This is a genomic window from Citrobacter sp. C348, from assembly GCF_047467975.1.
GTDB classification, from domain to species: domain Bacteria; phylum Pseudomonadota; class Gammaproteobacteria; order Enterobacterales; family Enterobacteriaceae; genus Citrobacter; species Citrobacter gillenii.
The window spans coordinates 275204-301144 of the sequence record NZ_JASJUJ010000001.1 but is presented as its reverse complement, the minus strand read 5'-3'; the positions used below and the strand labels follow the sequence as shown (position 1 = coordinate 301144).

At 54.5% G+C, this 25941-nt stretch carries 17 protein-coding genes; 5 read left to right on the top strand and 12 right to left on the bottom strand.

Annotated elements, in window-relative coordinates; all coding sequences use genetic code 11:
• Window positions 1-59 precede the first annotated feature (59 nt).
• Window positions 60-284: a cold shock-like protein CspD gene (gene cspD, locus QNN86_RS01470; protein ID WP_096756563.1), complete on the bottom strand. Its 225-nt coding sequence runs from the start codon at window positions 282-284 to the stop codon at window positions 60-62.
• Window positions 285-606: 322 nt separating this feature from the next.
• Between cspD and clpS the strand changes: the two genes are divergently transcribed.
• Both clpS and clpA read left to right on the top strand, forming a co-directional pair.
• Window positions 607-927 carry an ATP-dependent Clp protease adapter ClpS gene (gene clpS / locus QNN86_RS01465; protein WP_003036810.1) on the top strand — a complete coding sequence of 107 codons (321 nt, stop codon included), beginning with the start codon at window positions 607-609 and terminating at the stop codon, window positions 925-927.
• Window positions 928-956: 29 nt separating this feature from the next.
• Window positions 957-3233: an ATP-dependent Clp protease ATP-binding subunit ClpA gene (gene clpA / locus QNN86_RS01460; RefSeq protein WP_096756564.1), complete on the top strand. Its 2277-nt coding sequence runs from the start codon at window positions 957-959 to the stop codon at window positions 3231-3233.
• 246 nt (window positions 3234-3479) lie between these two features.
• On the opposite strand, the gene yegQ is transcribed toward clpA, so the two are convergent.
• From yegQ to QNN86_RS01415, 9 genes are all read right to left on the bottom strand, one after another.
• Window positions 3480-4841, bottom strand: a complete 1362-nt coding sequence (gene yegQ, locus QNN86_RS01455; protein WP_115258081.1) for a tRNA 5-hydroxyuridine modification protein YegQ — start codon at window positions 4839-4841, stop codon at window positions 3480-3482.
• A gap of 120 nt (window positions 4842-4961) precedes the next feature.
• On the bottom strand, window positions 4962-5675 hold the full coding sequence (locus tag QNN86_RS01450) for a tetratricopeptide repeat protein (protein WP_414210528.1): 714 nt from the start codon (window positions 5673-5675) through the stop codon (window positions 4962-4964).
• The gene (locus QNN86_RS01445) at window positions 5675-7783 is read right to left on the bottom strand and encodes a DUF4034 domain-containing protein (RefSeq protein ID WP_414210527.1); all 2109 of its coding nucleotides are present in this window, start codon (window positions 7781-7783) and stop codon (window positions 5675-5677) included. Before QNN86_RS01445 ends, QNN86_RS01450 begins: the two co-directional genes overlap by 1 nt.
• Window positions 7784-7862: 79 nt before the next feature.
• Complete coding sequence (gene baeR, locus QNN86_RS01440; RefSeq protein WP_115258084.1) at window positions 7863-8585, bottom strand: two-component system response regulator BaeR; 723 nt, start codon at window positions 8583-8585, stop codon at window positions 7863-7865.
• Complete coding sequence (baeS, locus tag QNN86_RS01435) at window positions 8582-9985, bottom strand: two-component system sensor histidine kinase BaeS (protein ID WP_137399512.1); 1404 nt, start codon at window positions 9983-9985, stop codon at window positions 8582-8584. Before baeS ends, baeR begins: the two co-directional genes overlap by 4 nt.
• On the bottom strand, window positions 9985-11397 hold the full coding sequence (locus QNN86_RS01430; protein ID WP_414210526.1) for an MFS transporter: 1413 nt from the start codon (window positions 11395-11397) through the stop codon (window positions 9985-9987). The genes baeS and QNN86_RS01430 overlap by 1 nt, the downstream gene beginning before the upstream one ends.
• Entirely contained in the window at window positions 11394-14474 is a 3081-nt protein-coding gene (gene mdtC, locus QNN86_RS01425) for a multidrug efflux RND transporter permease subunit MdtC (RefSeq protein ID WP_414210525.1), read from the bottom strand. Before mdtC ends, QNN86_RS01430 begins: the two co-directional genes overlap by 4 nt.
• Entirely contained in the window at window positions 14475-17597 is a 3123-nt protein-coding gene (locus QNN86_RS01420; RefSeq protein WP_115258087.1) for an MdtB/MuxB family multidrug efflux RND transporter permease subunit, read from the bottom strand.
• Complete coding sequence (locus QNN86_RS01415) at window positions 17597-18844, bottom strand: MdtA/MuxA family multidrug efflux RND transporter periplasmic adaptor subunit (protein ID WP_181617278.1); 1248 nt, start codon at window positions 18842-18844, stop codon at window positions 17597-17599. Before QNN86_RS01415 ends, QNN86_RS01420 begins: the two co-directional genes overlap by 1 nt.
• A 279-nt stretch (window positions 18845-19123) precedes the next feature.
• On the opposite strand from QNN86_RS01415, the gene QNN86_RS01410 reads away from it, so the two are divergent.
• Window positions 19124-19183 (top strand): type I toxin-antitoxin system Ibs family toxin, encoded by a 60-nt coding sequence (locus tag QNN86_RS01410; RefSeq protein ID WP_101741518.1) that lies wholly within the window; start codon window positions 19124-19126, stop codon window positions 19181-19183.
• Between the two features lie 99 nt (window positions 19184-19282).
• On the opposite strand, the gene yegD is transcribed toward QNN86_RS01410, so the two are convergent.
• Window positions 19283-20635: a molecular chaperone gene (gene yegD / locus QNN86_RS01405; RefSeq protein WP_181617277.1), complete on the bottom strand. Its 1353-nt coding sequence runs from the start codon at window positions 20633-20635 to the stop codon at window positions 19283-19285.
• A gap of 136 nt (window positions 20636-20771) precedes the next feature.
• Between yegD and alkA the strand changes: the two genes are divergently transcribed.
• Window positions 20772-21641: a DNA-3-methyladenine glycosylase 2 gene (gene alkA / locus QNN86_RS01400; protein WP_181617276.1), complete on the top strand. Its 870-nt coding sequence runs from the start codon at window positions 20772-20774 to the stop codon at window positions 21639-21641.
• Here alkA and QNN86_RS01395 read toward each other — a convergent pair.
• A complete protein-coding gene (locus QNN86_RS01395) occupies window positions 21609-24938 on the bottom strand; it encodes a diguanylate cyclase (protein ID WP_414210524.1) in 3330 nt (1109 codons plus the stop codon). The genes alkA and QNN86_RS01395 overlap by 33 nt on opposite strands.
• A 315-nt stretch (window positions 24939-25253) precedes the next feature.
• Here QNN86_RS01395 and udk point away from each other — a divergent pair, with 315 nt between their 5' ends.
• A complete protein-coding gene (udk, locus tag QNN86_RS01390) occupies window positions 25254-25895 on the top strand; it encodes a uridine kinase (RefSeq protein ID WP_005128328.1) in 642 nt (213 codons plus the stop codon).
• Window positions 25896-25941: the final 46 nt, after the last annotated feature.

The window sequence follows — 25941 nt, the reverse complement described above, 5'->3', positions numbered from 1 at the left end:
AATGCCAGCTCTGGGGGCTGGCATTTTGTCTGCAGGATGTACACAATGAGACAGAAGAGCTATGCGACAGCTTCTGCTTCAAGTACGGGCACAATAAGGCTGGCGTGATTGCCTTTTGGACCCTGGTGGACATCAAACTGGACAGATTGTCCGGCTTTTAGCGTTCTGTAACCATCCATCTGAATGGTGGAGTAATGAGCGAAGATATCTTCGCCGCCGCCTTCAGGGCAGATGAAACCGAACCCTTTGGCATTGTTGAACCACTTAACAGTACCCGTTTCCATACTTCGACATCCTTCGTAAATCTTATATAAGTAAGATGGAATGAACCGGTGGCGGAGTGGGGGCTGTTCAAAACCTCGCCAACTCTCGAGACTACAATTTAGAGAAATCAGGCGGGGCGTCAAGCGCCAGACGGGCGGAATCGGGTAAAAATGCATCAAAATTTGAAGCAGTTAACGCTATTGTCGGATATGTGACAGATGTCGCGGATGACACTGATAGATGATAGTTATCTAATAATTGAGGTAGATTGATTGTGCGCATAGGCTCTTGTCAGCGGCAAGTTATTCTGCCGGTAACCGTAACTGAAGATGACGACTGACAATGGGTAAGACGAACGACTGGCTGGATTTCGATCTGCTGGCGGAAGATAAATTGCGCGACGCGCTAAAACCGCCATCTATGTATAAAGTGATATTAGTCAATGATGATTACACTCCGATGGAGTTTGTTATTGACGTGTTACAAAAATTCTTTTCTTATGATGTAGAACGTGCAACGCAACTGATGCTTGCTGTTCACTATCAAGGTAAGGCTATTTGCGGCGTATTTACCGCCGAAGTGGCTGAGACCAAAGTGGCGATGGTGAACAAATATGCGAGGGAGAACGAGCATCCGTTGCTATGTACGCTGGAAAAAGCCTGAATCAGGCATAAACATTGGGGGAGGTGCCTATGCTCAATCAAGAACTGGAACTCAGTTTAAACATGGCTTTCGCCAGAGCGCGCGAGCACCGACATGAGTTTATGACCGTCGAGCACTTGTTACTGGCGTTGCTCAGTAACCCATCGGCCCGCGAAGCGCTGGAAGCGTGTTCTGTGGACCTGGTGGCGCTCCGTCAGGAACTCGAAGCCTTCATTGAACAAACCACTCCCGTATTGCCTGAGAGCGAAGAAGAGCGCGACACGCAGCCGACGTTGAGTTTTCAGCGTGTGCTGCAACGCGCGGTCTTCCATGTTCAGTCCTCGGGGCGTAATGAAGTGACGGGCGCCAATGTACTGGTTGCCATCTTCAGTGAGCAGGAATCCCAGGCGGCCTATCTGCTGCGCAAGCATGAAGTTAGCCGACTGGACGTGGTGAATTTTATTTCTCATGGCACGCGCAAAGACGAACCGAGTCAGTCTGCTGACTCCGGTAATCAGCCAAATAACGAAGAGCAAGCTGGCGGGGAGGATCGTATGGAGAACTTCACCACTAACCTTAACCAGCTCGCTCGCGTGGGTGGGATTGACCCGCTCATTGGCCGCGAAAAAGAGCTGGAGCGGGCTATTCAGGTACTGTGCCGTCGTCGTAAAAACAACCCGCTGCTGGTCGGTGAGTCTGGCGTCGGTAAAACCGCGATTGCCGAAGGTCTGGCCTGGCGTATTGTCCAGGGCGATGTGCCGGAAGTGATGGCCGACTGCACGCTTTACTCTCTGGATATTGGTTCGCTGCTGGCGGGCACCAAATACCGCGGGGATTTCGAAAAACGCTTTAAAGCGCTGCTGAAACAGCTGGAACAGGATACCAATAGCATTCTGTTTATCGATGAGATCCACACCATTATCGGTGCGGGTGCGGCATCGGGCGGCCAGGTGGATGCTGCAAACCTGATCAAACCGCTGCTCTCAAGCGGTAAGATCCGCGTGATTGGCTCAACCACTTACCAGGAGTTCAGTAACATTTTCGAGAAAGACCGTGCGTTAGCGCGTCGCTTCCAGAAAATTGATATTACGGAACCGTCGGTGGAAGAGACCGTGCAGATCATCAACGGGCTGAAACCGAAATACGAAGCGCACCATGACGTTCGCTACACCGCCAAAGCGGTACGTGCGGCGGTGGAACTGGCGGTGAAATACATCAACGATCGTCACCTGCCGGATAAAGCGATTGACGTGATCGATGAAGCGGGCGCGCGTGCGCGTCTGATGCCGATCAGTAAGCGTAAGAAAACCGTCAATGTGGCGGATATTGAGTCCGTGGTGGCCCGCATAGCGCGGATCCCGGAGAAGAGCGTGTCGCAAAGCGATCGCGATACGCTGAAGAATCTGGGCAACCGTCTGAAAATGCTGGTATTCGGACAGGATAAAGCCATTGAGGCGCTGACCGAAGCCATCAAGATGAGCCGTGCTGGCCTGGGCCACGAACACAAACCTGTGGGCTCGTTCCTGTTTGCCGGTCCGACCGGTGTCGGGAAAACCGAAGTGACGGTGCAGTTGTCTAAAGCGCTGGGTATTGAACTGCTGCGTTTTGATATGTCTGAGTATATGGAACGCCACACCGTCAGCCGTCTGATTGGTGCGCCTCCGGGATATGTCGGCTATGACCAGGGTGGTTTGCTGACCGATGCGGTCATTAAGCATCCGCACGCGGTGCTGCTGCTGGATGAAATTGAGAAAGCGCACCCGGATGTCTTCAACCTGCTGCTGCAGGTGATGGACAACGGTACGCTGACCGACAATAACGGGCGCAAAGCGGATTTCCGCAACGTGGTGCTGGTGATGACCACCAACGCCGGGGTGCGTGAAACCGAACGTAAATCGATTGGCCTTATTCATCAGGACAACAGCACTGATGCGATGGGGGAAATCAAAAAAGTATTTACGCCGGAATTCCGTAACCGTCTCGACAACATTATCTGGTTCGATCACCTCTCTACCGAGGTAATCCATCAGGTGGTCGATAAATTTATTGTTGAGCTTCAGGTGCAGTTGGATCAGAAAGGCGTCTCTCTGGAAGTGAGTCAGGAAGCGCGTGACTGGCTGGCAGAGAAAGGCTATGACCGTGCAATGGGCGCACGTCCGATGACGCGTGTAGTCCAGGATAACCTGAAGAAACCACTGGCCAACGAACTGTTGTTCGGTTCGCTTGTCGATGGCGGTCAGGTGACCGTAGCGCTGGATAAAGAGAAAAATGAGCTGACCTATGGCTTCCAGAGTGCACAAAAGCACAAGCCAGAAGCCGCACATTAATCTTCTATCGCATCACAGACCGGGCGTAATGCCCGGTTTTTTTTCGCCTGAATTTCGGAAAGGTAGATTACAGCCAAAAAATAAGCCTGCGTAAGGGAGATTACGCAGGCTAAGGAGGTGGTTCCTGGTACAGCTAGCATTTATGGGTTATGTTTTTCAGCGAAACGGATAATACCCTTATTGAACGAAGCGGTATGTGATCGATTTCTAAGAATCTTCCGAACGCTGAAAAATAACTGTAACTAACTACTTATCATGCGGGTTGCGTGTGGACTCACCGGCAAAATTACGCATTAACAATGCATAATTCAGATCGATATCTTCCGGGACCGGCATCCAGACGGTGTAACCGTCGCCCGGCGCCACAGGCATCGCTTCACCTTTGGCATTTTCCATCTGCTCGAGCGTGAAATTGACGTTGCCCTGTGGGGTCATCAGCTCCAGGCTATCGCCGACGGTGAATTTATTTTTCACGATAACCGCAGCCAGTTCACCTTTACGCTCACCGGTGAATTCACCGACAAACTGCTGGCGTTCGGAAACGGAGAAACCATATTCGTAGTTCTGATAGTCATCATGCGTATGGCGACGCAGGAAACCTTCGGTATAACCGCGATGCGCCAGGCCTTCCAGCGTTTCCAGCAACTGCGGGTCGAACGGTTTACCGGCGGCGGCATCGTCAATTGCTTTACGATACACCTGCGCGGTACGTGCGCAGTAGTAATAAGACTTGGTGCGACCTTCGATTTTCAGCGAGTGCACACCCATTTGGGTCAGGCGCTCAACGTGGGCAATGGCGCGTAAATCTTTGGAGTTCATGATGTAGGTGCCGTGTTCGTCTTCGAACGCGGTCATGTACTCGCCCGGACGCTGGGCTTCTTCGAGCATAAACACTTTATCCGTTGGCGCGCCAATACCCAGCGTCGGCTCAACGTTTTGTACCGGGATAGGCTCGTACTTGTGCACGATGTTACCCACCACATCTTCTTTGCCTTCCTGCACGTTGTATTCCCAGCGGCAGGCATTGGTGCAGGTTCCCTGGTTTGGGTCACGCTTGTTGATGTAACCGGAGAGCAGGCAGCGGCCGGAGTAGGCCATGCACAGTGCGCCGTGAACGAAGATTTCAAGCTCCATATCCGGCACCTGGGTGCGGATCTCTTCAATTTCTTCCAGTGACAGTTCACGGGACAGGATCACGCGGGTCAGCCCCATCTGTTTCCAGAATTTTACCGTCGCCCAGTTTACGGCGTTCGCCTGTACTGACAGGTGAATATCCATGTCCGGGAAGTTTTCTCGCACCAACATAATCAGACCTGGATCGGACATGATTAATGCATCCGGCCCCATTTCCACCACCGGCTTCAGGTCACGAATGAAGGTTTTCAACTTGGCGTTGTGTGGTGCAATGTTGACCACTACATAGAATTTTTTACCCAGTTCATGGGCTTCATTGATGCCGAGCTGTAAGTTTTCGTGGTTGAATTCGTTGTTGCGTACGCGCAGGGAGTAACGTGGTTGGCCCGCGTAGACGGCATCTGCGCCATAGGCAAAAGCGTAACGCATGTTCTTCAGCGTTCCCGCCGGGGAAAGGAGTTCCGGTTTAAACATAATTTTCTCGTTCTGATGACAGGTCAGACTCGCCTCACTCGGTGAGGCGGTTAGGGGAGTGCCCCCATATTAAGGGCGGGCATTGTAGCGCTGCGCGAGGAGACAGTAAACCTTGCGGGTTCAATCAACCCGCAGATAGTGCCCGTCGGCGCGCACGTACATACCGAAGCCGCAGTTTTGCGGATCGTCGGTACTGGCGTCGATGCCTTCAGGTGTGACCGTCAGCGAGATATCGCAGTGGATGTAGTCACTCTCTCTGAGTGCAATCACGCCTTTATTGTTTTTCAGCGTGACCAGTTCTGAGAATTCACCGATGTTTGGTCCGTAATAGAGGGCCATCATGCCGAAATAATACCCTTGGAAATCAACCTGAAAGTCTGATTTTTTCTCTGTAGGTTTAACAATCAGCGTTTCCCAGGTTGCCAGACCGGCGTAGTTCCAGTATTCCCCGGCAGGGGAGTCGCTTTTCGGCAATGCGGCTAACTTCTCTTTGATAAGCCCCAGATTGTAGATTGATTTGGCATCGTTGGGATTAATGGTCAGCCAGGCTTGCGCTTTGCGCCATTCACCCTGACGCATCCAGGTTAGCGCCACGTTGTTATAGGCTGTCGCCACGGTTTTATCATCAAGCTGACAACCTTCGCTCCAGGTCACCTGTTTTTCAAAGGCTTCACGCGCTTTGGCATAGTTCCTGGCTTTATAGAACTGCTCACCCTGGCTGGCGTAGGTAGGGACTTTCGCGCAGTCGGCTTGTAACTGCTGCTCGGTGATTTCTGCTCTGGCAGGCGCGCAAAGCAGCAACAGAGGGCAGAAGGAGAGTAATATTAAGCGCATTATCTGTTCCATATATCTTTATTCGGCAGTTCTGAATCAGCAATTTTCGAGGTATGCCAGGCAAAGCGACAGCGTTTCGCCAGAGTATCGAAATGTAGCGGAGATAATTCAGTAAATAACGCGTGATCCGGGAAAAGCGTAATAAAGAAATAGGCCCAGCGCGCACTGGCTTTCATGTTGAACAGTTTCTTGTCGTGTTTATTACCATACAGCCACGACAGCGTCACCATGGCTTCCGCCGTACCGTTGTAGCCTTCTTCCTCCAGGATGTTCAGATAGGAATGCGCCAGGGTAAAATCATTTACCTCGCGAAGTTTCAGCAGGAAGACGCTCCAGGCTTGTTTCGAACCGAACCGATCGGCCTGATGTAAATTATCAAGCAGGTTTTTTTCGTAAACGGAACGCATGCCGGCATGGGTTTCTTGCTGGGCTAAACGTTCGTAGCAATCGGCGATTTTGCTGTGAATATCCTGCAGGTCATGTTGATACGCGTGGTAACCGGCGTTAACGACCAGTCGATAGGGGGTCTTCTCTTGCAGCGCGACCTGTTGGTGCAAAATCTCCGCTGCACGCTGAAAATAATTTAGCGCGGTAACGGGATCATAAGGAAGCAGGCTATTGTTGTCTGGGTTATTGTATTCGAGGGCCTGCAAGTAGTAGGCGCAGGGCAGGTTTCTCTGAGCACCCAGCTCTGCCAGTAAGGCAAAATGCTGCGGGAGATCGAGCCAGTCAATATCTTTGATGGCTGACTGCCAGTTATTGTTATATTCCAGTGCAGCTACGCTATCGAGTACGGCAATGCCCTGTGCTTCATCTTTTTCAAACCCGAATAATCCCGCGTACTGGAAATAACCGCTGTAGATTCTGGCGGCGTAAAACTCGGTTTGCCTGGCGTTCTGGTGCAAGAAATTATAAATCCACCAGGTGTCCGGGAAGTCGCGTAGCGCAAATTTTAGCGCGTACACGGTGTAGTAATGACTTAGCTTGAGGTTTTCCGCGACCGCACGTTGAATGGTATACCACAGGGCGTCGAGATCGCTCAGATCGTTATAGCAGGTTAACAGCCACTCCAGCGCATGATGACGAGAACTTTGGCTATGCGCCCGCTGGGCAATATCTTCGGCTTTGGCGATAAACGTTTCCCGTTCCGGTGGGTACTCGAGTTCCTTAATACGCAGATCGCGACAGGTGTCCCACCAGATTAATAATTCCAGATGCTCGCGCTCGGCGGCACAAAGATGGCCGCAGGTTGGTGAGGCCAGAAATTCACGAATGCCCTCGTGTGACCCACCCCAGCGTGGCATCTGAAATGGAATGTATTCATCCAGCGCGTAAAATGCGCGCGGAAAAATAGCCAGACACACAGAGAGCCAGTATTCAGCCTCGGCATCGCCCTTGCAATCCGGTAGTACCGCTGGACGCGGTAGATTTGGGCATGCTGCATCTTCCAGAGAAAGCCCGGAAAAGGCCATCAGCGTTTCCATTTCCTGCGGCGAATCCTGATGATATTTGGCTAACACCTGCATCAGCGGTTGCCCGGTGAAATCGGTACCCTCAAGAAATTCAATTAACCAGTCGGGTTGACCGAAGACTTTTGTGTTGGTGCTGGTTAATAAGGCAACCATCCACTGGCGTGGCTCGCAATCGATAGCATTCAATGCGGCAATGACCATTCGCTCGTTGCAGGCCCCGGCGCAAACCCACATTGCGGCAGACGTCTCCTCTGCCCAACCATAGCTACGGTAAAACCACGCGCGGTGGTTCCAGTACTGGGCTTCGGCAAGCCAGGCGTGAGTCGAGCGCGGGCGGGCGTGCTGCCAGGCTTTGATGAGAGCTAATCCTTGCGGACCTGCATCGACGAGAGCATCCATATCATAAAAACGGTTGCACATTTGGGTCCAGGCGAGGAAGTAACGCTTTTCAGCTTCACGGCTGGTGAAGCTGTCCGTCAGCGCCTGGTTGAAGCGGGCGTCGAGCTCATCGTAGCGCGCTTCGCGCAGTAGTGCGGGAATATTGGCGATATGCCAGATGCGTTGCTCGTCAGTATGCGGCAGTTTGCTATTGCACATCTCACGCATTGCGTTGAGTATGCGTTCATCCTGAACCATGGACAGTCCTTTTGGCTACGATGTAGGTGTAAATTCCCTACACTGTAGCCTATAACTGCGAAGCGTGAGATTTTTTTAATTACGCTATCCGACAGGCATCTGCTTCCCAACGATACCCGACGCCGTACACTGCGCGGATAAACGACTGTTCGGCGTCCAGCGACTCCAGCTTGCGCCGCAGGTTCTTGATATGGCTGTCGATGGTGCGATCGGTCACGACCCGGTAGTCATCATAGAGATGGTTAAGCAACTGCTCGCGGGAGAAGACTTTTCCCGGCTCATGCGACAACGTTTTCAGTAGGCGGAACTCCGCCGGGGTTAAGTCGAGCATCTTCCCGCGCCATGACGCCTGAAAACGGCCTTCATCAACGATCAGCGGGCTGGCAGCATCCAGTTGTTGCAACTCGCGCTGGGGTTTACAGCGGCGCAGTATTGTCTTCACGCGGGCGACAACTTCACGCGGGCTGTAGGGTTTACAGATGTAGTCATCGGCACCGATCTCCAGTCCCAACAGACGGTCAATTTCTTCGATTTTGGCGGTGACCATCATGATCGGCACTTCAGAGAAACGTCGAATTTCCCGGCATAGAGTCAAGCCGTCAGTGCCTGGCAGCATCAGATCCAGCAAAATCAGATCGGGTGGCGTCTGGCGCACGTACGGTAAAACCTGGTCACCGTGGTTGATGAGCGTCGGGGCATAGCTCGCGGCACGCAGGTAGTCGATAAGCAATTGTCCCAGCTTGGGTTCATCTTCCACGATCAGAATACGCGGCGTGTTTTCATCAATGGGTAACTCTGTCATACATCTCTCTGTAAATCGCGTTCCAGCGGTAACTCTACTGTAATGCTTACCCCGCCAAAAGGCGAATGGGCGGCGCGGATATGCCCATTGTGCGCCTCAACAATATTGACGCAAATCGCCAGACCCAGGCCGGAGCCTCCGCTGGCGCGGTTACGCGAACCCTCGGTGCGATAAAATCGCTCAAACAGTTTTTGCAGCTGTGCATCGTTTACGCCCGGAGCTGAATCGGCGAAGGTCAATAGGACCTGACGCTCGCGCTGTTCGGCAGAAATACGCAGCCCGCCGCCGCTGTCGGTATAACGCAGGCTGTTTTCCAGCAGGTTATTGAACAGCTGCATCAGACGATCCCGGTCGCCAAACACCGTCATGCTGTCCGGCAGCGAGAGTTGTATTGTCAGTCCGCGGCTGGCAAAACGCTCGCGAAACGCGCCGCTTGCGACTTCCAGTAACGGGATCAGATCCAGGGAGGTTTTTTGGTAGGCCAGGGCGCCTTCATCTGACATTGAGAGCTGATGGAGATCGTCCACCAGTTTGGTCAGCGTGCCCACTTCGGCCTGTAAAGAGGCCACCGAATCTGGAGTGAACTGGCGAACGCCATCCTGAATCGCTTCCAGCTCGCCGCGCAACACCGCCAGCGGCGTGCGCAGTTCGTGAGAAATATCGGCCATAAAATCACGGCGCATTTGCTGGTTCTTTTCCAGCGTACTGGCCAACTGGTTGAAATCCTGCGCCAGTTTGCCCAGTTCATCGGTGCTGGTGGGGGCAACGCGGGTGGTGAAATCCCCCGCGGCCAGCTTGTGCGTGCCGTCCACCAGACGCTTGACGGGGGCCAGCAGACTACGCGCCAGTGTAAACGTAGCCAGCGCTGCCAGGATAGTGGAGAGCGCGACGATCAGCCAACTGGTACGGCGCTGCTGTTTATCGAAATTAATATCTGTATTACGCGTTAAGCGTTCTACGGGCGACGCGATGACGGCACCCACTTCGATCCCGTTAACCATGATTGGGCGGCGCGTGCCGTCGCCGGGAACCGGACCACGTGGGCCGACCAGCACGCGGGCGTTTTGGTCGATGACCCAAAACTGGGTACGCCAGCCGTGCGGCGGCATACCGGGGCCTGGCTTGTCATCGTTGTTGTCGTGTTCAAAAGAACGCAGGATCTGAAAAACAAAACGATCGTTATTGCGCAGAAACCGCCAGTTGCCATGTTGCTGATATTGTTCGCCCAGCGCGTCGCTCAGCATTTGTAGCCGCTGTTCATTGCCGTGTTTGATGTAGTCAATAAATCCGCGTTCGAAGCTTACCCGTACGGCCCAGTGCATGCTAATGAGTAGCACAATGCAGGTGGCAAAAATCGCCAGAAACAGTTTGCCGGTTATTCCGGGTCGCCATAACTTCATCAGTTGCTCCTTTTACGCCGTGAAATCACCGCGTTGGTTTGCGTATCGTTTGGCACGCGGGCAAAAATCATCGCTGGCAGCGCGATAATCAGGGCAATGCACAGCCAGGTATACATAAAGACGGTATGGGTGCTGCCGCTGTCGAGAGCGATATGCTGTTGACCAAACATGCCCAACAGCAGGCCAGCGATGGTTACCCCGATACTCATCGACAGCTGCATGATCATCGACAGCAGGCTGTTACCGCTGCTGGCGAGATCGTCAGGTAAGTCTTTTAAGGTCAGGGTGTTCATCGATGAAAAACGGGTGGAGTTGACCATGCCTTGTAAAAACAGCACGAAGGGCAGCACGTAATACCAGCCGAGCAGGGCGGTCGTCATCAGCAACAGGCAGACCAGCGACAGGCCCAGCGTGGTGGCAACCAGCACCCGACGATAACCAAACCGGTTGACGACCTGAACCACAATACGCTTCATGCCCATGCTGCCCAGTACCATCGGGATCATCATCAGCCCGGCATGAAACGGCGAAAAGCCCAGCCCAATCTGCAAAAACACCGGCGTCATAAACGGTAACATTCCGCTACCAATGCGCCCGACAAAACTGCCAAGCAGGCCTAATGAGAAAGTGGGGGTGCGAAACAGATGCAGACTGAACAGTGCGCGCGAGTTGTTGCTGGCGTGTCTGATATACAGAAGGATTGCCAGCACGCCGCAGATAACCAGCGCCGCCAGCGTAATATCTGAGATCCCGCTGCCTTTGCTGCCATCCAGCGCTAGCGTCAGTACCGCCATGCCAACGGCTAGCAGCATAAATCCCGAGAGATCGAAGCGTCGGGTTTGCAACGTGTAGTTGGGCATCAGCATTAAGGTGGCGATTGCCCCAATAATGCCGACGGGAATGTTAATCAGGAAAATCCAGTGCCAGGAGGCATACTCCACCAGAATGCCGCCTAATGCCGGACCGAGCAACGGACCAATTTGCCCCGGTAAGGTGACGAAGGTCATTGCCGCCATATACTGCGTGCGCGGGACAATTTTCATTACCGTCAGCCGGCCGACTGGCACCATCATCGCACCACCGACGCCCTGTAACACGCGGGCCATAACGAGTTCATTGAGCGTGCTGGACCCGGCGCAAAACAGCGATCCCAGCGTGAACAGGATGATGGCGGTGAAGAATATATTACGTACGCCGATCTTGTCTGCCAGCCAGCCGCTGGCAGGCAGCATCACCGCTACGGTTAAAACATACGACACAATGACCATATGCATATGCAACGGGCTTTCGCCGAGGCTTCTGGCCATTGCAGGAAGCGCGGTGTTGACGATGGTGGTATCCAGCGATTGCATAAAAAAGCCGAATGCTACAATCCAAAGCTGCCAGCGGGTGCTGTCGGGAAGTTCTGTCATAAGTCTGCTACCGGGTTGCTGTTTTTACGCGAAAAACGCACACGCAGACGGTCGAAAAAGAGATACACCACCGGGGTAGTGTACAGCGTCAGCAGTTGGCTCACTACCAGCCCGCCGACGATGGTTATCCCCAACGGCTGGCGTAGTTCCGAACCATCGCCAGCCGATAACACCAGCGGCAGCGCGCCAAACAGTGCCGCCAGCGTGGTCATCATGATGGGACGAAAACGCAGCAGGCAGGCCTGGAAAATGGCTTCTTCCGGCGTCAGCTTGCCATTTCTCTGCGCCTCAAGCGCAAAGTCGACCATCATGATGGCGTTTTTCTTCACAATGCCAATTAATAGCATGATCCCTATCAGGGCGATTAGGCTGAACGGGGCATTGAACAATTCCAGTGCCAGTAGCGCACCCACCCCGGCAGAAGGCAGCGTTGAGAGGATAGTAAGCGGGTGAACGTAGCTTTCATACAGCATACCCAGCACGATGTAGACCGTGGCGATGGCGGCGATAATCAGGATCACCTGTGAGTTCATCGTATCCTGAAAAACCTGCGCCGTACCGGCAAAACTGCCGCGCACCGTTGACGGGACGCCAAGCTGGGTCATGGTCCGGTTAATGGCTTCTGTGGCCTCAGAAAGTGATGCGCCGGTCGGCAGGTTAAACGACACGGTTGAGGCGGCAGACAGCCCCTGATGGTTCACCGACAGCGGGGCGTTCGCCGGTTGCCATTTAGCAAAGTACGACAACGGGATGGCTTTGCCATCGCTATTAATGACAAACATTTTATCCAGCGCGCTGATGTCCTGGGTGTAGCGCGGGTCGACCTCCATCACCACTTTGTACTGGTTCATCGGCTGGTAGATGGTCGATATTTGCCGCTGACCAAAGGCGTTATTCAGCAGGCTGTTGGCGGCTTCGACGTCGATCCCCAGACGTGACATGGTGTCACGATCGTAGGTCAGACTCATCTCTGCACCGTTGTCCTGCTGATCGGAGTTGACGTCAGCCAGTTGGGGCAGGGTGGCTAACGCTTTACGGATTTTCGGTTCCCATTCCCGTAATGCGGCAAGATCGTCCGACAGCAGCGTGTACTGGTAGCTGGCGTTGGCTTGCCGTCCCCCGACGCGAATATCCTGTACCGCCATCAGAAACAGGTTCGCCCCCGGCTCTTTGGCCAACTTCACGCGCAGCCTGTCAATCACCTGCTGAGCGGTTTGCTGGCGCTCTGCGCGCGGCTTCAGGGTAATAAACATCATGCCGCTGTTAACACGGGAGCCGCCGGTAAAACCGGTGACGTTGTCCACAGCTGGATCGTCACGGATGATCTTCATAAAATCCTGCAACTTTCCGCGCATGGCCTGAAACGAAATGCTTTGGTCGGCCTGGATCCCCCCCATCAGAACGCCGGTGTCCTGCTCCGGGAAAAAGGTTTTGGGGATGGAAATATACAGCCAGACGTTGAGCGCAATGGTTGCCAGTAATACCACGCCCACCATTCGGGTATGGCGTAACACCCACTGCAGCGAGGTGGCGTAACTTTGTTGCAAGGCAACCAGCACCCGGCCAAATCCTCGCTTACGAGACTGTTCTCGTGGGGCGCTGGATTTGAGCATCCATCCGCACATCATTGGTGTGAGCGTCAGCGAGACCAGCAGTGAAATCCCGATGGCAACCGACAGGGTCACGGCAAATTCCCGCAGTAATCGTCCCGGCAGACCGCCCATTAACAGCAGCGGCAGGAACACCGCCACCAGCGACAGGCTCATGGAAAGCACTGTAAATCCGACTTCGCGCGTGCCTTGTAATGCCGCCTGGAGCGGCTTCATTCCCGCTTCCAGGTGCCGGGATATATTTTCCAGCACCACGATGGCGTCATCGACCACAAACCCGGTGGCAATGGTCAGCGCCATTAGCGACAGGTTGTTCAGACTGAATCCACACAGATACATGGCGGCAAACGTGCCAATCAGCGAGACGGGCACTGCTACGGCGGGGATCAGCGTCGCGCGCCCGGAGCGCAGGAAAACAAACACCACCAGGATAACCAGCGCCACGGAGATAATCAGCGTCTGTTCCACTTCTTCCAGCGACGCACGAATGGTCGGCGAACGATCCTGGGCAATTTGCAAATCAATGGCGGCCGGGATCAGCGTTTGTAACTCTGGCAATTTGGCCCGGATGCTGTCCACCGTCTGGATGATGTTGGCTTCCGGGAGTTTGCGGATCATCAACAGAATGGCCGGTTTGGCATTGGTCATCCCGGCGTTACGCACGTCCTGCACCGAGTCAGTGATAGAGGCGACGTCACCCAGACGTACGGCCGCACCGTTGTTGTAGTGAATAATCAGCGGTTGATACTCAGCCGCGGTTTTGAGCTCGTCGTTGGTTTGCACCTGCCAGCGGCGGGTTTCATCTTCCAGCGCGCCCTGTGGTTGACGCACGTTGGCGCTATTGATCGCGCTACGCACGTCATCCAAAGAGACACCCTGGTTAAACAGCGCCTGCGGGTTCAGGCCAACGCGCACGGCGGGCAGGGAGCTGCCGCCGACGTCGACGTCGCCAACGCCGTCAATTTGCGCGATGGTTTGCGCCAGTTGTGTCGAGGCGAAATCATACAATTCGCCCTGAGAATAAGTATCCGAGGTTAGCGTCAGGATCATGACAGGCGCATCGGATGGATTGGCCTTTCGGTACGTTGGCCGACTGGGCATTCCGCTGGGCAGCAGGCTTTGGGCGGCGTTAATGGCGGCCTGAACGTCCCGCGCCGCGCCGTTGATGTCGCGATCAAACGTAAACTCAAGAATAATGCGCGTGCTGCCAAGCGAACTGCTTGACGTCATTTCATTCACGCCTGCGATACGCCCGAGCGAGCGCTCCAGCGGCGTGGCGACGGATGACGCCATGGTTTCGGGTGATGCTCCCGGCAGCGAGGCGCTGACCATGATCACCGGGAAATCTACCTGCGGCAGCGGCGCGACCGGTAACAGGCGAAAGCCCAGAATGCCGCACAGGGTAATGGCGACGGAAAGGAGAATGGTCGCTACCGGACGATGGATGAAGAGAGCAAAAAATTTCATTTACGCGTCCTCTTCCTGACGCGGGAAGCGGTTTTTCACGTACAGCGACAGTCGGTCAAACAGCAGGTAAATCACCGGGGTGGTAAACAGGGTTAATACCTGACTGACCAGCAGTCCACCGACCATACCAATACCTAATGGGCGGCGTAACTCAGCGCCCACGCCGGTACTTAACATCAGCGGCAATGCTCCCAGCAGAGCCGCCAGCGTGGTCATCAGGATCGGGCGAAAACGCAGCAGGCACGCCTGGAATATGGCGTCGCGCGGTGCCATCCCCTGTTCGCGTTCAGCGGCAAGGGCAAAGTCGATCATCATGATGGCATTTTTCTTGACGATACCAATCAGCAAAATAATACCGATGATTGCAATAACGTCCAGTTCACTACCGGCAATCATCAACGCCAGCAGTGCCCCGACGCCCGCCGTCGGAAGCGTGGAGAGAATAGTGATCGGGTGAATAAAGCTCTCATACAGCACGCCGAGCACGATATACATCGCGACGACCGCCGCCACAATCAGCCAGATGGTGTTGCCGAGCGCGGCCTGGAAGGCCAGCGTACTGCCCTGGAACTGGGTGGTAATACTTGACGGCAGGTCCAGCGTTTTTTCCGCCTGCAGTATTGCCTCTACCGCATCGCCCAGCGAGTGGTCATCCGGCACGTTGAACGAGATGGTGGTGACCGGGAACTGATCGAGATGGTTAATCGACAGCGGGGCAAAACGCTGCTCAATGCTGGCGATAGTGCTAAGCGGGACGATCCCGCCGTCGCTGCTGGTCAGGCGAAGGGAGTCCAACGCGGAAAGCCCCGGCGTACTGGCGGTATCATGTTCCAACACCACCCGATATTGGTTTGCCTGGGTGTAGATGGTTGAAATCAGCCGCTGTCCGAAAGCGTTATACAGCGCGTTATCGACATCTGCCATGCTGATGCCTAAACGGCTGGCGCTGTCGCGATTAACATTTACATACGCCACCAGTCCCTGGTCCTGCCAGTCACTGCTGACGTCAGACAGCTGCGGCAACTGCTGCAGTTTTTCCAGTAGCTGCGGCACCCAGGTGCTGAGAGCGTCCAGCGAGGTGGCCTGCAGCGTAAACTGATACTGGGTGCGGCTCACCTGCGTATCAATGGTCAGATCCTGGGTAGGCTGGAGATAGAGGTCGACGCCGGGCACGTTATCCACTGCATCCTGCAGGCGCGCGATGACCTTTTGCACGCGGTCATCGCGTTCATTCAGCGGCTTAAGGTTAATTTGCAGGCGCGCGCTGTTCAGCGCCGGGTTGGTGCCATCAACGCCGACGAACGCGGTCAGGCTTTCTACTGCCGGGTCTTTAAGGATCACATCAGAGACCTGACGCTGGCGTTGAGCCATGCTGGCAAATGAGCTGGACTGCGGTGCCTGCAATGTGCCCTGAATAATGCCGTTATCCTGGATCGGGAAGAAGCCCTTCGGGATAAAGATCCACAGCATCACGCTTAATGCCAGCGTGCCGAGCGCGACGCCAAGCGTCAGCCATGGGTGGTTAAGCACTTTTGCCAGCCAGTGACCGTACCCGGCAATGACGCGCTCGAACATTTTTTCCGAGGCACGGGAGAAGCGGTTTTGCTTGCGCAATGACGCCTGGCTGAGCATGCGGGCGCACATCATTGGCGTGAGCGTCAGTGATACGACGGCGGAAATCAAAATCGCCACCGCCAGCGTGACGGCGAACTCGCGGAATAATCGCCCGACGATATCGCCCATAAACAGCAGTGGGATCAGCACTGCGATCAGGGAAAACGTCAATGAGATGATAGTAAAACCAATCTCGCCTGCGCCTTTAAGGGCGGCGGTCAGCGGTTTTTCCCCTTTTTCGATATAGCGCGAAATATTCTCGATAACCACAATCGCGTCATCGACCACAAACCCCGTGGCGATGGTCAGCGCCATCAGCGTCAGGTTATTGATCGAGAAATCGAGGAATACCATTACCGCAAAGGTACCTATCAGCGACAGCGGTACGGCGACCGCGGGAATAATCGTGGCCGGTATATTGCGCAGGAACAGGTAAATGATCATCACCACCAGCGCAATCGCCAGCATCAGTTCAAACTGGGTGTCGGAAACGGAAGCACGAATGTTGGTTGTACGATCCGAAAGCACCGTGACATTGACCGATTTTGGCAGGCTTTCTGTTAGCGCAGGCAGCATCTGGCGAATGCTGTCCGCGGTGGAGATAATGTTCGCACCAGGCTGGCGCTGAACGTTCATCACGATAGCTTGTTGCTTATTGGCCCACGCGCCCAGCCAGCTGTTTTCCGCCCCTTGCTCGACGGTTGCGACATCGCCGAGGCGCACTGGCGCACCGTTTTTATAGGCAATGATTAACTGACGATACTCATCGGCAGACTGCATCTGGTCGTTGGCGGACAGGGTGACGGCGCGCGTTGGGCCATCCAGGCTACCTTTGGCTGAATTGACGTTGGCGCCGGTGATGGCGGTGCGGACGGTTTCGCTGGTCAGCCCTAACGCGGCAATGGCCTGTGCGTTAAGTTTTACGCGCACGGCCGGACGTTGTCCGCCAGACAGTGTCACCAGGCCTACGCCGGAGACCTGGGAAATTTTCTGCGCCACGCGGGTTTCAACCATATCTTCCACCTGCGTCATGGGCATGGCGGTAGAGGTCACCGCCAGCGTCATGATCGGCGGATCCGCCGGGTTCACTTTGCTGTACACCGGTGGGTTGGGCAGATCGCTCGGTAATAAATTGGTGGCGGCATTAATCGCGGCCTGGACTTCCTGTTCGGCGACGTCCAGCGGTAACGTGAGCTGAAACTGCAATGTCACCACGGATGCACCACCGGAGCTTTGTGAGGACATCTGTTTTAGACCCGACATCTGCCCAAACTGGCGCTCAAGCGGAGCAGTCACGGCGGAGGTCATCACATCCGGGCTGGCGCCAGGGTAGAGTGTCACCACCTGAATGGTCGGATAATCCACTTCCGGCAACGCTGCGATGGGCAGGAAGCGATAGCCTATAATCCCGGCGAGTAAAATCGCCACCATCAGCAGCGTGGTGGCAACAGGGCGCAGAATAAACAGGCGGGATGGGCCGCCGGTGTTGTCCGGAGGTAACGCCTGCATCAGGAGCGTGCTCCTTTTTTGCCGTACTCGCGTGCGGTGGCTTTATCGTTTGTGGCCGTGGCGCTATGCGCCTCCACAACGTCAACTTTTGCCCCTTCCGTCAGGCGGTCAATACCGTCGGTGACGACGCGATCGCCCGCCGACAGCCCGGCAGTAATCACCACTTTTTGACTGTCCTGAATGCCCGGTTTGACCAGATGTTTACTGACTTTATTCTCTGTATTCAGCACCCAGACAAAGTGACCTTCATTGCCCATTTGTAAGGCGGCAGTGGGGATCACGATGGCGTTTTGTTCTGTGTCGACCAGCATGCGGGCGTTAACGAACTGGTTCGGAAACAGCGTGTCGTCCTGATTGTTAAAACGGGCTTTTGCTTTAATGGTGCCGGTGGTGGCGTCAATCTGGTTGTCGAGGCTCAGCAGTACGCCTTCGCTGAGTTTCTGCGAATTGGTGCGATCCCAGGCTTCGACCTTCAGCGAGTTGCCCGTTTTTTGCGCCCGTAGCACGGTTGCAATATCGTTTTCTGGCAAGGTGAAGATCAGGTCGATGGGATGGATTTGCGTAATGACGACAATCCCGGTGGTATCACCGCTGGAGATTTGGTTACCCACGTCGACCAGTTTCAGGCCGACACGGCCATCGACAGGGGCGGTGATGCGACTCCAGTCAAGCTGCAACTGGGCGCTGGCGACGCTGGCTTCATCGGCTTTGATCGTCCCTTGCGTTTCGTTCACCAATGCCTGCTGAGCATCCAGTTCCTGACGGGAGACCAGATTGGTTTTCACCAGTTGCTGATAGCGGGCCAGGTCGCGACGGGCATTTGCCAGCGTCGCGGTATCTTTGGCTAACTGTCCCTGCGCCTGGGCAAGGGCGACTTTGAACTGGCTGGGGTCTATTTCAGCCAGCAGGTCGCCGGCTTTGACCTGCTGTCCTTCCTGAAAGTGTAACGCGATGAGCTGACCGTCTACCCGGCTGCGAACCGTGGCGGTATTCGCGGCCGTCACGGTGCCCAACCCCGTCAGGTAGCGCGGAACGGCTTGTTCCGTGGCAGTGGCAACCTGCACGGGGGCTAGCGGACCAGAACGCATTCCACGCCGCCCTGAGCCTGCGGCGTGCTGTGCTTGCCCGGTTGCACCGGGGGCATTCCCCTGAGATTCACTGCGGCTGTGCCAGAACCAAAATGCGGCGATGGCCGCCACGACGGTCACGATTGCTATCACCCAGCGGGATTTGTTACTGCCTTTCATTGTTATAAGTTTCTCATCCTGAAACGTTTCGCGGAATGATACTAGTTTAGCCAGCTAACCAGGGAGAAAGATGGAGGAATTATGAAACACTGTCGGGATTCGTCTGAATGGCGGCGCGGCTTTGCGAGGCGTTACGCAACAATGGGCGGTGAAAATCGCCAATGCGGAAGAGTGCGCTAGAGTGCGGACAAGGCAAAAAGGAGGAAAGCCAGAGATTTCAGCGGGACGCTGGAACGGGAAAGCCCCTCCCGAGGAAGGGGCCAAAATAAGGAAAGGGTTATGATGAAGTACGTCATCATACTGGTGATACTCTTAGTGATTAGCTTCGCGGCTTACTAAGATACCAGAGGGAGGGGTAACCCTCCCTGACCCTCACTCCTGACCATAAGCCACAGTCACAATGATGTCAATACGCACACTTTTCAGCCTGCGAGCCGCTTAGCGGAAAACCACGTCTGCCCAGCGAGCCAGACCGGCAGTCACCGAGCCGAAATCATCGCCACCGGCGATAGGGATCCCCGGCAGCTGTTCGGCGAGCGCTTTTTTGATAAGCGGTGAGCGTGCGCTGCCACCGGTCAAATAAATAACATCCGGTTTTTCCTGGGCATTATCCAGCGCCAGCTGCACCTGCTCCAGAATACGTGCCAGTGGCTGATTGAGCGCCGCCTCCAGCCCCTGTTGACTGATTGCCGTCGCCAGTTCATCGCTGATAAACGGCAGCGCCGCCGTGACGTTAGCCTGTGCGGAAAGCGCAATTTTGCTTTCTTCTGCGCTGCGTACCAGCCGGTAGCTAAGACGCTCGCGCCAGACTTTGAGCAGTAACGCGACTTTGTCTGCTTCACGCGCGTCGCGGATCAGATCGTTTAACAAGCGTCCGTTGGCGGTACTGTAAAAATCACTTTGGGCAGGAACGTCGTTAATGGCGACGGCGTTCCACCACGGCAGAATAGGTAAGGCAATGCCTTTTTCGGTTTCGCCTCCCATGCCGAGTAATGGCATCAGGTGTTTAAAGGCCAGCGCGATGTCCAGATCGTTACCGCCCACGCGACAGCCACTGTGACCTAACAGGCTGGTTTCGCGATCGGCGCGCTGATGCCACTGCGGACCCATCAGCAGCAACGAGCAGTCGGTGGTTCCGCCGCCGATGTCCACCACCAGCACGCGTTTCTCGTTTTGCAGCGTGGCTTCATAATCCAGTCCAGCCGCGACCGGCTCGTACTGGAAGACCACATCCTGAAAACCGGCGCGTTTGGCCGCGCGCTCAAGAATACCTTGTGCCTGGGCGTTGGCGTCGTCGCCGCCTAACCCCTGGAAGTTGATCGGACGACCGATAACGGCCTGGGTTATCGCTTCAGGTAGCTGGTTTTGTGCCTGGTTGCGGATATGCAGCATCATCGCACAGACTAAATCTTCAAACAGCGCGACCTGCTGCGGCTTCAGACCGCTGGCACCCAGAAACGATTTCGGTGATTTAACGAAGTAGACTTCTTCCGGGTCATCAATATATTGGCCCAGTGATGCCAGACCAAACTGCACGCTATTGGCGTTAACATCAATGTCTTCTTCGCGGTTAAAGCGCACCGCACGACGCAGTAATGCCTGCGTTTCGTCATCCGTTGCCGGGACATCATGATGGCGATACAGCCACTCGCTGACCGCTTCACGCGTCGGGGCGCACAGCATGGAGGGCAGCAGCGTGCTGTCATTTTCCATTTTGAGCAATTGAGGCTGCCCGTCACGCATGACGGCCACTGAACAGTTTGCCGTACCGTAGTCAAAACCAATAAACACCGTGAAACTCCCCAGGGCAGTCAAGAAGGGGCGAGACTTTAGCGAAATGTAGTCGTCCCGACAACTGGAATATGAAAGCAAGGCGCATCGTCGGGATAGCGTTTATGCTGTAGTCTGGCAAAAAAAGGACGTGTATATGTTTACTCTGAGCTGGCAATCGCCCTATGACTGGCCCTGGATGCTGGGGTTTCTCGCTGACCGTGCCGTGGATGGGGTAGAAACCGTAGGCATATTGAAGTATGAAAGAAGCCTGGCGATAGGCCAGCATCGTGGGGTGGTGAGCGTTGTCCCGGATCTGGAGGCCAACGAGCTGCAGGTAATGTTAAGCCCGGGACTACAGCCCGTTGCCCGAGAGTGCCTGGCAAAAATGGCGCAGTTGTTCGATCTGAACTGCTGTCCGCAGCACATTGCCAGTGCGTTGGGGAGCCTGGGGGCGGCACGCCCTGGATTGCGTCTACCGGGATCGGTTGATGCGTTCGAGCAGGGCGTTCGCGCGATTTTAGGCCAGTTGGTCAGCGTGGCGATGGCAGCAAAACTGACGGCGAAGGTGGCGCATTTGTACGGTGATAGGCTTGCCGACGCGCCAGATTACGTGTGCTTTCCTACCCCTGAGGCGCTGGCCGCCGCACAACCGCTGGAGCTGAAAGCACTGGGCATGCCGCTTAAACGTGCGGAAGCGCTGATTCACCTTGCCCGGGCGGCGCTGGATGGCATGCTTAAGCCTGTTGCCCCGCCTGATATCGAGCAGGGGGTGAAGCAGTTACAAACGTTTCCAGGCATTGGGCGCTGGACGGCCAATTACTTCGCGCTGCGCGGGTGGCAGGCGAAGGACATTTTTCTTCCCGATGATTACTTGATTAAACAGCGTTTTCCAGGCATGACGCCGGCGCAAATCCGGCGCTACGCAGAGCGCTGGAAGCCCTGGCGTTCCTACGCGCTACTGCATATCTGGTATACGGAAGGCTGGCAACCATCAGTTGATGGCGAAATTGCTGGTGTTGAGTAGCAACTCCAGCGGTTGGGCGTCGGCAATAATATCGCCAAAAATCATATCAATACCGATGCCAGACAGGGCATCCATAATCAGCGGCATGTTTACCGGTCCGGCAATAGTTTTGATATCCAGGCGTTGTGCGTGGCTCTGAATAATGGAAACCCACATTTCATCCGTCAGATTGCCGTGCGCGCTGGCGCTCAGTTCGCTGTCAAGTAACAGGTAATCGGCGACGTGATACTTGAGATTGTCAAAGACCTCTAAATCGCGACCCACCTGGCTTAAAATGATGCGACAACCCGCCTGGCGTAATCGTTGCATGGCGGGCATGGCCTGCGCTGGATGCGTTTTCATCACTTCTCCCGGTACGCTCAGATGCAATAAACGAGGCGGAAGCGGACTGTTTTCCATCAATGCCAGCAGTTCATCAACCAGCACGGGATTGAGCAACCCGGCGGCGGAAAGGGGCAGGGCAACGCTAAGCCCTTTACCGGCAACACCGGAGGCAGAATGCTGGAAAAATTCAGTAAAGACCCGACGGTCGAGGGCATGATTCAGTGCAGGATCGACCAGACCGGCGCGGAAAGCCTGCTCCTCAATGATGTCGCCTTCGCTGCTCCATAAACGCAGCGACACCAGCCAGAAGCTAAAGCTCTCAGGAATACGCGGAGATGCGACGCCGTGGGCGATCATCAACATTGGGTTGTGGGTAATGATATTGCGCTGTTCCTCGGGCGAAGGTATTCCTCGCGCCGCATGCATCTGACTCTGCTGGGATTCATAGACACATACCCGTCCACGCCCGCTATTTTTGGCCGCGTAGCAGGCGATATCCGCCTGGGACATCACCTCGGTGGCGACATGATTTTTGTCATCGATCAGCGTGATCCCGGCGCTGGCGCCAATACGGTGTAAGCGGCCTTCCCATGTAAAGTGGTAATCATTGATGGCGCTAATGACGCGACCCGCGATAAACCGGGAACTTTCGATATTACAATCTGGCAGCAGCAGGCCGAACTCATCGCCGCCAAGACGAGCCAGTACATCGCTGGTGCGCAGCATGCTGAGCATCAGGGAGGATAGTTCACGCAGCAAGGCATCGCCCGCCGCATGGCCGGCGCTATCGTTGACGGCTTTAAAACGATCCAGATCGATAAAGACTAGCGCGTGACGCTGATGGGAGTTGTGTACCGTATGCAGCAATTGTTTCAGATGGTTTTCGAAGCTGACCCGGTTGGCCAGATGCGTAAGGTCATCATGCGATGCGCTGTAACTGAGTTGACGCAACATCTTGCGTGATTCGGTGACATCCTGAATCACCAACACGGAGCCAATGCTACCGCCGTCGAGGGTGCTGAGTGGCGTGATACTGTACTGAATATCGTAACTGGTGCCGTTACGGCAATGCAGGACTACCTCCTGCTCAATGGCCGTGCGCGATATGTCGGCGCTGTAGATATTTTCCATTAGCGGACCGTTATCACCGAAGGTGATGCGCAATACCGTGAGCAACGGGATCCCCAACGCGCTCTCCTGCGACCAGCCGCTCATTTTCTCGGCCACCGGATTCATAAAGGTAACGTTCAGGTCGACGTCGATACAAATCACCGCTTCACCGATGGAATCCAGCGTAATATGCAAACGTTCTTTTTCCTGATACAGCGCCTCGTTGAGTTGCTTCACTTCGGTCATGTCGAGATTGATGCCGAGCAAACGTTCCACTTCGCCGTCTTTATTCAGCACCCGGTTAGCCAGCGAGCGGATATGCCGAATACCGTCTTTGACCGCAATACGGAATTCAAGTTTGAAAGGAACACGTGCCGCCAGTGAATCGCGAATCACGCTTTCGGCATGCTCGCGATCTTCCGGGACCATGCAGTCATACCAGACTTGCCAGCTGGGTTTGATATGTGCGGGAACCTCATAAAGATCGAACATGCGCTTATCCCAGCTGATTACGTCAGGCTGCAATTCCCATTCCCAGATGCCAATGCCGCCTGCTTCATTCGCCAGCGTAATACGTTCCATTAACCGCTTATTGATCCACTCCGTGTGTTTCAGGTCGTTAATGTCCTCAACCTGGGCAATAAAGTAGAGCGGGGTGTTATCGCTATGACGTACCAGTGAAACGGCCAGCAGTGCCCAGACCACCTCGCCTGCACGGGTGTAATAGCGTTTTTCCATTGAATAACTATTGATTTCACCGCGCGACAGCATTTGCAACTGCTCAAGGTCGTTATTCAGATCTTCCGGCCAGGTTAACTGCTGGAAGGTCAGCGAGCGCAGCTCTTCCTGGCTGTAACCCAGAAAATGACACAAGGCTTTATTGGCCTGTAGCCATTGCCCCTCGGTGCCCACCAGCGCCATGCCGATAGCGGAGTATTCCATGGCGTTGCGAAAACGCGTTTCGCTCTCTGAAATGTGTTTACGTTCGGCACGAAACGCGTACATGACCATGGTCATCATGTTTGCCGGTAACAGAATCATCAAAAACGGCAGCCACGGCATGCTGGACATGACAAACGTTTTCGAGGTGGAGAGCAGTGAAGGGTCGGCGGCCAGCATTAGCGAGACCATCATTACGGTGCTGAGGAAAATCAGAAACGCTTCCATGCGCGGCAGACGCACGGCACTCCACATCAGCAAAACGATCACGCAGGTAAACGGCCATGGAAGATACATCATCGACAGCCAGCTGAACGCTAAAGTTACCAGTAGGGTGATGAGCGTTTCCAGCAATAAACGGGGATCGCGGTGACGCAGCAGATAGTGCGGCTTAAACAGCAAACCTAACGGTACCAGCGCGAGCGCGCCGATGGATTCTGAAAGCACCCAAATTAGAAACGTATTTAACGACGTTTCACCTGGAAGCAGCAGCCACATCAAAAAACCGCCCAGCAGCGGCGGGACCACGGCACTACCGAATGCCAGACGCGCCCAGTCGTTAAGATTTTGTAAGGGATTGTACCAGGGCAACAGCCTGCGCAATAACATGGCGCCCGCAACGGCCTCAATAATATTGATGGCAGTGTAGGTGAAATTCAGCGTGTCGGTCGGGAAGAATAACAAAGAGGCACCGATGCTGCCCAGGGAGCATGCCAGCGCGATCCCCGGCCACATCTTTCCTGCATGACGGTAAAAAGCCACCATCATAATTGAGGTCGGGAACCACAGTGGTGCCAGCTGCGTGCCGTAACGGGACAGCTCCAGCGAGAACAACGTAAAGATGAACGCCACCAGACCTAAACTGGCCAGGCGCAGTAGAGGATGCGGTAAGGTAACTAAAACATGTTGGGATGGTTTACTCATTACCGCTTTACCCGAATAGCCGATGTCGCCGTGGCGAAGATGCCGGACGCATCATGTTTAATCTGTGATTATGCTAGTACAAACATTTTACAATTTATACGCCAGCTGCTCATAAAATAACACTCTCAAGCTATTAATTCCTAAGGTGGGTGAATAAATTATGTGCCTGCTTTAAAACTGACCATTTTAATTTGCGACAGGGATTGCATTGGTGCAGCCTGGGCTGGCGTCGCGTCGCTGAAATCCCTATAATTGCCGCGTTTGGCGTTTCGACGCCCCCTTCCTAACATCCAGGTTAATCAGGTCGCTAAATTTATGACTGATCAGTCTCATCAGTGCGTCATTATCGGCATTGCCGGCGCATCGGCTTCCGGCAAGAGTCTTATTGCCAGTACTCTCTATCGCGAATTGCGTGAACAAGTGGGTGACGAACATATTGGCGTTATTCCCGAAGACAGTTATTACAAAGATCAAAGCCATCTGTCGATGGAAGAACGTGTAAAAACGAACTACGACCATCCGAACGCAATGGATCACAGCCTGCTGTTCCAGCATCTGCAAACGCTGAAACGCGGCTCGGCGATTGAATTACCCGTCTACAGCTATGTTGAACACACGCGTACGCAAGAGACCATTCATATTGAACCCAAGAAAGTGATTATCCTCGAAGGCATTTTGCTGCTGACGGATGCACGTTTGCGTGACGAGATGAATTTTTCTATTTTTGTAGATACCCCGCTCGACATTTGTCTGATGCGCCGTATCAAGCGGGACGTCAACGAGCGCGGCCGCTCGATGGATTCGGTGATGGCGCAATACCAGAAAACTGTGCGTCCAATGTTCCTGCAATTTATTGAACCCTCAAAACAATACGCCGATATCATCGTGCCGCGCGGGGGTAAAAACCGCATTGCCATCGATATTCTGAAGGCGAAAATCAGTCAGTTCTTTGAATAAGTTCAGCGAATTGTGTACCGTTCAGTAATAACCTGGTTCACCCTTA

Excerpts from the sequence above, each read along its gene's own strand:
- QNN86_RS01395 (WP_414210524.1), bottom strand. The coding sequence starts at position 24,938 with ATGAGTAAACCATCCCAACATGTTTTAGTTACCTTACCGCATCCTCTA.
- udk (WP_005128328.1), top strand. The coding sequence starts at position 25,254 with ATGACTGATCAGTCTCATCAGTGCGTCATTATCGGCATTGCCGGCGCA.
- clpA (WP_096756564.1), top strand. The coding sequence starts at position 957 with ATGCTCAATCAAGAACTGGAACTCAGTTTAAACATGGCTTTCGCCAGA.
- yegQ (WP_115258081.1), bottom strand. The coding sequence starts at position 4,841 with ATGTTTAAACCGGAACTCCTTTCCCCGGCGGGAACGCTGAAGAACATG.
- mdtC (WP_414210525.1), bottom strand. The coding sequence starts at position 14,474 with ATGAAATTTTTTGCTCTCTTCATCCATCGTCCGGTAGCGACCATTCTC.
- QNN86_RS01420 (WP_115258087.1), bottom strand. The coding sequence starts at position 17,597 with ATGCAGGCGTTACCTCCGGACAACACCGGCGGCCCATCCCGCCTGTTT.
- QNN86_RS01430 (WP_414210526.1), bottom strand. The coding sequence starts at position 11,397 with ATGACAGAACTTCCCGACAGCACCCGCTGGCAGCTTTGGATTGTAGCA.
- QNN86_RS01445 (WP_414210527.1), bottom strand. The coding sequence starts at position 7,783 with ATGGTTCAGGATGAACGCATACTCAACGCAATGCGTGAGATGTGCAAT.
- QNN86_RS01450 (WP_414210528.1), bottom strand. The coding sequence starts at position 5,675 with ATGCGCTTAATATTACTCTCCTTCTGCCCTCTGTTGCTGCTTTGCGCG.
- alkA (WP_181617276.1), top strand. The coding sequence starts at position 20,772 with ATGTTTACTCTGAGCTGGCAATCGCCCTATGACTGGCCCTGGATGCTG.
- baeS (WP_137399512.1), bottom strand. The coding sequence starts at position 9,985 with ATGAAGTTATGGCGACCCGGAATAACCGGCAAACTGTTTCTGGCGATT.
- baeR (WP_115258084.1), bottom strand. The coding sequence starts at position 8,585 with ATGACAGAGTTACCCATTGATGAAAACACGCCGCGTATTCTGATCGTG.
- cspD (WP_096756563.1), bottom strand. The coding sequence starts at position 284 with ATGGAAACGGGTACTGTTAAGTGGTTCAACAATGCCAAAGGGTTCGGT.
- clpS (WP_003036810.1), top strand. The coding sequence starts at position 607 with ATGGGTAAGACGAACGACTGGCTGGATTTCGATCTGCTGGCGGAAGAT.
- QNN86_RS01415 (WP_181617278.1), bottom strand. The coding sequence starts at position 18,844 with ATGAAAGGCAGTAACAAATCCCGCTGGGTGATAGCAATCGTGACCGTC.